We start from the raw sequence: 6,126 nt of genomic DNA on the forward strand, positions 1-6,126 counted from the left end.
AGTGATGAAGAGTGAAAACGATTTTTAAAGGAGATTCTGGACTTAACCTCTTTAGGCGTGGCGGTATTAAACTAAAACTGATTTTGTTTGCTGTATTGCTTACTCTGGTTGCCGTGGTGGCTACCCTGGTACCTGCGTTGTATTTATTTGATGAGTATAATAATGATATTGCTACCGAGCAGGTGCGGGAGGGAATGAAAGGGCTTACAATTACGCTTAAAGATTATCAAAAAAATGCATTGAATTTTGGCGCTGTTATGGCTAGTCACCCAGGTGTTATCAAAGCCATAAAAGACAAAGATGCGGTTTCAGTTTTAGAGCAGCTTGGCCCTTTGCTTACACGGGCCAATATTGATTTTGCCACAATAACCGATGAGACAGGAAAAGTAATTGTCCGTACACATGAACAGAAGAAGGGTGACAATGTAGCAAATCAGGAAAATGTTAAAACAGCGCTTAGAGGCACAGCCTTTGCGGCTATTGAATCCGGTACCGTGGTCAAGTTTTCTGCCCGTGCCGGGACCCCTGTAAGAGATGAAGACGGCCGGATTATTGGTGTAATCTCGGCCGGGTATTATATCAGTGATGACCGTGTTGTGGACCGAATCAAAGAAACATTTAGTACAGATGTAACCCTGTTCTTAGGGGATACCCGTGTTGCCACAACGATTATGAAAGATGGGCAGCGCGTATTGGGTACCACCTTGAATGAACAAATTGCCGGTAGAGTACTCAATGATGGGCAGGAATATATTGGTGAAGCCGAAGTAGTCGGAAATCAATATATCACGGCCTATACGCCCCTGCTGGGGCCAGGGGATAAACCGATCGGCGCATTATTTGTCGGCAAGAATATTGAAACCCTCAAAGCAGCCCGCAATAAAGTAGCAACGATAGTTGGTGCTGTTTCACTTTTGGTAATGCTGTTAGTTATCGTTATTGCAATTATTATCGCCAATAAACTGACCAATCCGATCCGTAAACTGGTGACGGTTGTAGAGTGGGTTGCCGGCGGGGATTTAACCCAGTCTGTTGAGGTATCGACAAAAGATGAGATTGGGACATTAGCCAGTGGCTTTAATAAAATGATGGATCGTTTGAAAGCGCTGCTTGCAAATGTTAATTCTTCGGCTGAGACACTGACCTCAGCCGCGCGAACACTTACGGCAAGCGGCGAACAATCAGCTAAGGCGGTTAATCAGGTAGCTGCTACTATTGCCGATATGGCGCAGGGGGCAGAAGAGCAACGAGTTTCGATTGAAGAAACCTCAAGTGCCATTGAACAAATTGTTGCAGGCTTAGAGCAGGTAGCCGGTAATGCCCAGCAGGCTGCTACAACAGCGAACAAAACTACTGATGCCACCAATCAGGGCAGTAAAGTCATAGATAATGCTCTTGGTCAGATGCTGATCATTGAAACTGCAGTGATAAATTCTGCCCAGGGGGTTGAGAAACTAGGTACTAGGTCGACCGAGATTGGCAGCATTGTTGGAACTATCGCCGGTATCGCCGGGCAGACAAACCTCCTCGCCCTCAACGCCGCAATTGAGGCGGCAAGAGCCGGTGAACAAGGCCGTGGTTTTGCGGTTGTCGCCGAAGAGGTAAGAAAACTTGCGGAACAATCCCAGCAAGCGGCCAAGCAGATCGCTGCTTTAATTGGCGAGATTCAAACAGACACTGATCTGGCTGTGGTGTCGATGAATGAGAGCACCCGCGAGGTTAAGGTCGGGGCAGAGGTTGTAGCTTCGGCAGGTAAGGTGTTTAAAGATATCTCAGAATTAATTGCAGCGGTATCCAATCAAGTGAACCAAATTGCTGCAGCAAGTCAACAGATGGCCAGTGGCAGCCAGCAGATCGTAATCTCAATTGGTAAGATTAATGAAGTAAGTGCAGCGGCGGCAGGACAGGCGCAGAATGTATCTGCTGCGACTGAAGAGCAGTCTGCCTTTATGGAGGAACTGGCGGTATCCAGCCAGACCCTTACCACTATGGCTCAAGAGCTGCAGCTTGCAGTTAGCAAGTTTAAGATATAGGGGGCTGGGGCAGTCTGTAATACAGAAAATATGCTTGCAGAAACTATGAAGAATTATCATTAGCAAGACATGATTAATGGGAAACTTGCTGTTGCTTAATAAATCAGATTTGAACTATAGTATATGAAGGCAGTATAATATATTCATAAGTATATGTGGAACCCCTAGGCCCTTTTTGAATAAATCATATATTTGACAAAAGTTGACTGATTAGAAGGAGCGAATCTATAATGTATATGTCTCATCTTGAATGTCCCAAATGCAGTGCTAACCATAATCCTCATAAACTTACCCAGGTATGTCCTGATTGTGGGGCACCGCTGTTAGTCAGATATGATTTAAATAAGGTAAAAGAAAATTTTAAAAAAGAAGACTTGGTGAACCGCAAGCCTGACCTATGGCGTTATCGCGAATTATTGCCCCTTATTGATGAAAAAAACAAGGTAAGCTTGGGAGAAGGAATGACACCGCTCATTGCCTTAGACAAGCTTAGTAAAAAACTGGGCATTGAGCTATACTTAAAAGATGAGGGTATTATTCCCAGCGGGACCTTCAAATCCCGCGGTGCAGCCGTAGGTGTTTCACGAGCCAAGGAACTGGGCGTAAAATCACTGGCTATGCCGACCAACGGCAATGCAGGTGCCTCCTGGGCTATCTATTCAGCAAAGGCAGATATCGACGCCTATATTGTCATGCCTGTTGATGCCCCGTCAATTACCCGTAATGAATGCGCCATCGCCGGCGCTAAGTTGTTTCTGGTGAATGGATTAATCAGTGATGCCGGTAAGATTGTCGGACGGGCTGTGGCTAAGTTAGGTTGTATGGATGCTTCTACGCTCAAAGAGCCGTACCGCATTGAGGGGAAAAAGACCATGGGCCTGGAAATTGCCGAACAACTGAACTGGGAAGTCCCTGATGTTGTTTTGTACCCTACCGGTGGGGGTGTTGGCCTGATCGGTATCTATAAGGCCTTCCGTGAGCTGCAGCAGATCGGCTGGATCGGGGATAAAATGCCCCGGATGGTTGCTGTTCAGGCCGAGGGGTGCGCACCTATCGTTAAAGCCTGGGAGGAGAGGAAACCGGCGTCTGAATTCTGGAATAATGCCTCTACTGTTGCTTTCGGCATTACTGTACCTAAAGCACTGGGGGACTTTCTGGTTCTTGACGCCATTTATCAGACCGGGGGTTGTGCCATTGCTGTTACTGATGAGGATATCCTTAACGATCAAGCTGAACTGGCCTCTGTGGAAGGAACCTTTGTATGCCCGGAAGGGGCGGCAAACTATACTGCTGCCAAAAAACTGCGTGAAAGCGGTTGGATTAAACCAAATGAGAAGGTTGTTATGCTCAACACCGGTACCGGGCTGAAGTATCCTGACACTGTTCGGGTGAATGTACCTGTTCTCCAGCCTGAAGAGGATATTCCCGTGTAATAAATATAGAAAACCTCGCCCAGTTGCGAGGTTTTTATATTTGCATCATTTAAGTTTACTTAACTGCCTTTAATTTATCTACTTCAACTTCTTGTCTGAAGAGCCGGTCATTTAATACCCTGAGCTGAGCCGACAGGTCGGATACATCTTCTTTGGTGGCAGCTTTACCAGTCAGTACAGCAAGATTGTGCCCAAGATTATGAAGCTGGGCATTCACCTCTTCCGAGTTATGCCGGAGAGCATGAACGATGTTGCTGATCTCTATTTGCTGACGCTCACTTGCCATATCGGACTTAATGGTGGTAAGTTCTGTTTTTAGCTGCTGCTGTCCGCCTTCCACCCGGTCAAGGCGCTGGGTAATCTGCTGCTGTCCGGAGTTTAAATTTTGCATTCCATCTTTTAAGTCTTTAATTTCGACAAGTATCTGTTTTAACAATTCCTCTTCCATAACGACACCTGCCTTTAAGGATATTATACCTAGAGGGGACTGGGGCTGACAAGCAGAAAATATTATTTCCGGGAACAGTAGCGGGGGACCTCAGGTTGTGCGAAAACTCTATGTTGTAATTCCATCCTAGCGCTGCTGCAGGAAGGTCATAATCTCCTGGTGGATATGGCTGCAGTCCCGCAAGCCCTGTTTGTAGGCGATTTCAGCCGACTGGCCCGATTCCAGGGCTGTGAACGACTCGTAATCCATGACCAGCTCCAGCAATTCCGGATACTGGCCCTCCAGTTCCCTGGCCACGGCTAGCAGCCGGTCCAGGGTGGCGCCGGCCTTGCTGACCGTCTTGCTATAACCGGCATCATTGGTGCCGGCCAGTTTGAGGATATTGTCCACCCGGACAAAGATATACTCATTAAAGGCCTCGCTTAAGATGCCTTGCAGTATCAGCCGGTCATCCAGCTCGGCCCCGGGCGGCTGCGGTTCCCTGTCCCGCTTTGCCGGCAGAAAGGAAACTACCCCCGGACCAAAAGCGGCGCCGGCTGGCGTTAATTGCTCAGACATACATATACCCCCTATATTCAGGCTGCGGCTGGTATGGCCGTCAGCTTTTTTACAGGGGGAAATTAAAAAGAACGCATGCAAAGGTTTTGTCCCCTACACATGCGTTCTGTTGCGATATCTGTTACATACCCAACGCTAATAAGCCGGCATACCCGGTCGAAACAACAAGGGCGGTCACAAACCGGTCATCCCTGTTTGCCCCGCTGCTGCTCCTTAGCGGCTGAGGATAGATCGAATCATTTGCTGCGTCCGGTCGCACTCACAGCCTGGCGACGCCAGCGGCAACGCCTATTAACCCCGCGCTCGCCCGCTTGTGCGGCGGCCGAAGCCCGGTGTATAATAGAAATGTCGTCGTGGACAGCTTAGCTGTTACGTGTAGGTGTTATGGCACCTTGCGCGGGCCTGGAAGTGTTGCAGCACTTTCAGGTCACGGCGACTCTTTTTAATTCCCACCTATTTTTAATTATAGCTCTTTTCAAGTGAATTGCAAGTAAAGCGGGACAGGCAAACCAGGATTTTTTATTGACTGATTGCATATTTTACAATCTATGGGTATAATATAAGAAAAGGACTGACGTGCTCGACACACGCCAGCCCCACAGGTTGTCTAACCGGGAAAACGGTTAGCCCAAACGTAAGTTATTGAAATAACCGCCGCTATTTGAGGACAGGGGCGGTTATTTCTTTTGGTTTATGACCAGTACCATGAGCGTGGCAAATGCGACAGCAAATGTCAATGCTTCATAAACAGTCATCCTACCACCCCCTTCCTGAAAAGGAAGGGGCTAACCGTCCCCCGAGCAACCTGTTATGCCTGAATGAAGGCGGATTTTTTATTGCCGTCGCTTAGTTTTCTACTTCTGATTACTTTAGAAATGTTGGATTGTCAACAGAAAACTAGACAGATTTACTAAGACGGGGACATATATTTTGCTTCTTTGATTGCCGAATTCCTGCGGCAGTGAAGACATCAGAACTATTGCCGCAATTTAGACCAGTGACAGATTAGGCCTGACCGGCCAATTCCATAATAAGCTGCCAATGGCTTTCAGAAACAGGCATGACAGAGAGGCGGGACTGGCGAACCAGTTCCCAGTCGGCAAAGGCGGAATCGGCTTTGATTTCGCGCAGGGTGACAGGATGAGCCAGGCGATTGCGGGGTATAACGTCAATGGTATAAAAACGGGGATCGGCTGCTGTGGGGTCAGGATAAGGTTCGGAGACGGCCTCGGCTACGCCAACAATCGCTTTTTCCTTGCCGGAGTGATAAATCAGAATCAGGTCGCTAGGCTGCATGGCTTTTATATGTTTAGCGGCAGTAAAATTGCGAACACCATCCCACATATCTTTTTTTAGACGTTCAAGGTCGAAATAACTAAAAGTCTCAGGTTCTGTTTTAGCCAGCCAAAAAGACATAGATGTGCACCTCTTTGCTTATTTTAGTCTTATTTTATAATAATTGCCGGTTTATAGCAAAAATAGTAGGGAGGAACAGAGGGGTGGAAATCATAGAGGCTTTTTCCCGTTGACAGAGTTGGTGTGATATGATATTATAATTACCATTACAGATAAGTGATTCATTTGATTTTATTACAATGCTGTGCTGATCAGTCAACAAACTGAAGGCCAAGGTTCATTTTGGTGAACCTTGGCC

The 6,126-nt window shown here is 47.2% G+C and carries 6 protein-coding genes; 2 read left to right on the plus strand and 4 right to left on the minus strand.

Going from position 1 to position 6,126, the window contains the following annotated elements; genetic code table 11:
• Positions 1–11: 11 nt before the first annotated feature.
• Together VN379_RS08395 and VN379_RS08400 are read left to right on the plus strand one after the other, a co-directional pair.
• Positions 12–2,033, plus strand: coding sequence for a methyl-accepting chemotaxis protein (locus VN379_RS08395; protein ID WP_325532754.1), 2,022 nt, complete (start codon positions 12–14; stop codon positions 2,031–2,033).
• Between the two features lie 230 nt (positions 2,034–2,263).
• Positions 2,264–3,466, plus strand: coding sequence for a threonine synthase (locus tag VN379_RS08400; protein WP_325532755.1), 1,203 nt, complete (start codon positions 2,264–2,266; stop codon positions 3,464–3,466).
• Positions 3,467–3,521: 55 nt separating this feature from the next.
• Here the strand turns inward: VN379_RS08400 and VN379_RS08405 are convergent, their stop codons facing one another.
• The 4 genes from VN379_RS08405 to VN379_RS08420 all read right to left on the minus strand — a co-directional run bounded on the left by VN379_RS08405 (position 3,522) and on the right by VN379_RS08420 (position 5,888).
• Entirely contained in the window at positions 3,522–3,914 is a 393-nt protein-coding gene (locus VN379_RS08405) for a hypothetical protein (protein ID WP_325532756.1), read from the minus strand.
• Positions 3,915–4,040: 126 nt separating this feature from the next.
• Positions 4,041–4,472 carry a hypothetical protein gene (locus tag VN379_RS08410; protein ID WP_325532757.1) on the minus strand — a complete coding sequence of 144 codons (432 nt, stop codon included), beginning with the start codon at positions 4,470–4,472 and terminating at the stop codon, positions 4,041–4,043.
• Between the two features lie 121 nt (positions 4,473–4,593).
• Positions 4,594–4,731, minus strand: coding sequence for a hypothetical protein (locus VN379_RS08415; RefSeq protein WP_325532758.1), 138 nt, complete (start codon positions 4,729–4,731; stop codon positions 4,594–4,596).
• Between the two features lie 746 nt (positions 4,732–5,477).
• Positions 5,478–5,888 (minus strand): EVE domain-containing protein, encoded by a 411-nt coding sequence (locus VN379_RS08420; RefSeq protein ID WP_325532759.1) that lies wholly within the window; start codon positions 5,886–5,888, stop codon positions 5,478–5,480.
• Positions 5,889–6,126 lie beyond the last annotated feature (238 nt).

Source organism: Sporomusa sp. (assembly GCF_035561255.1).
Classification (GTDB): Bacteria; Bacillota; Negativicutes; order Sporomusales; family Sporomusaceae; genus Sporomusa.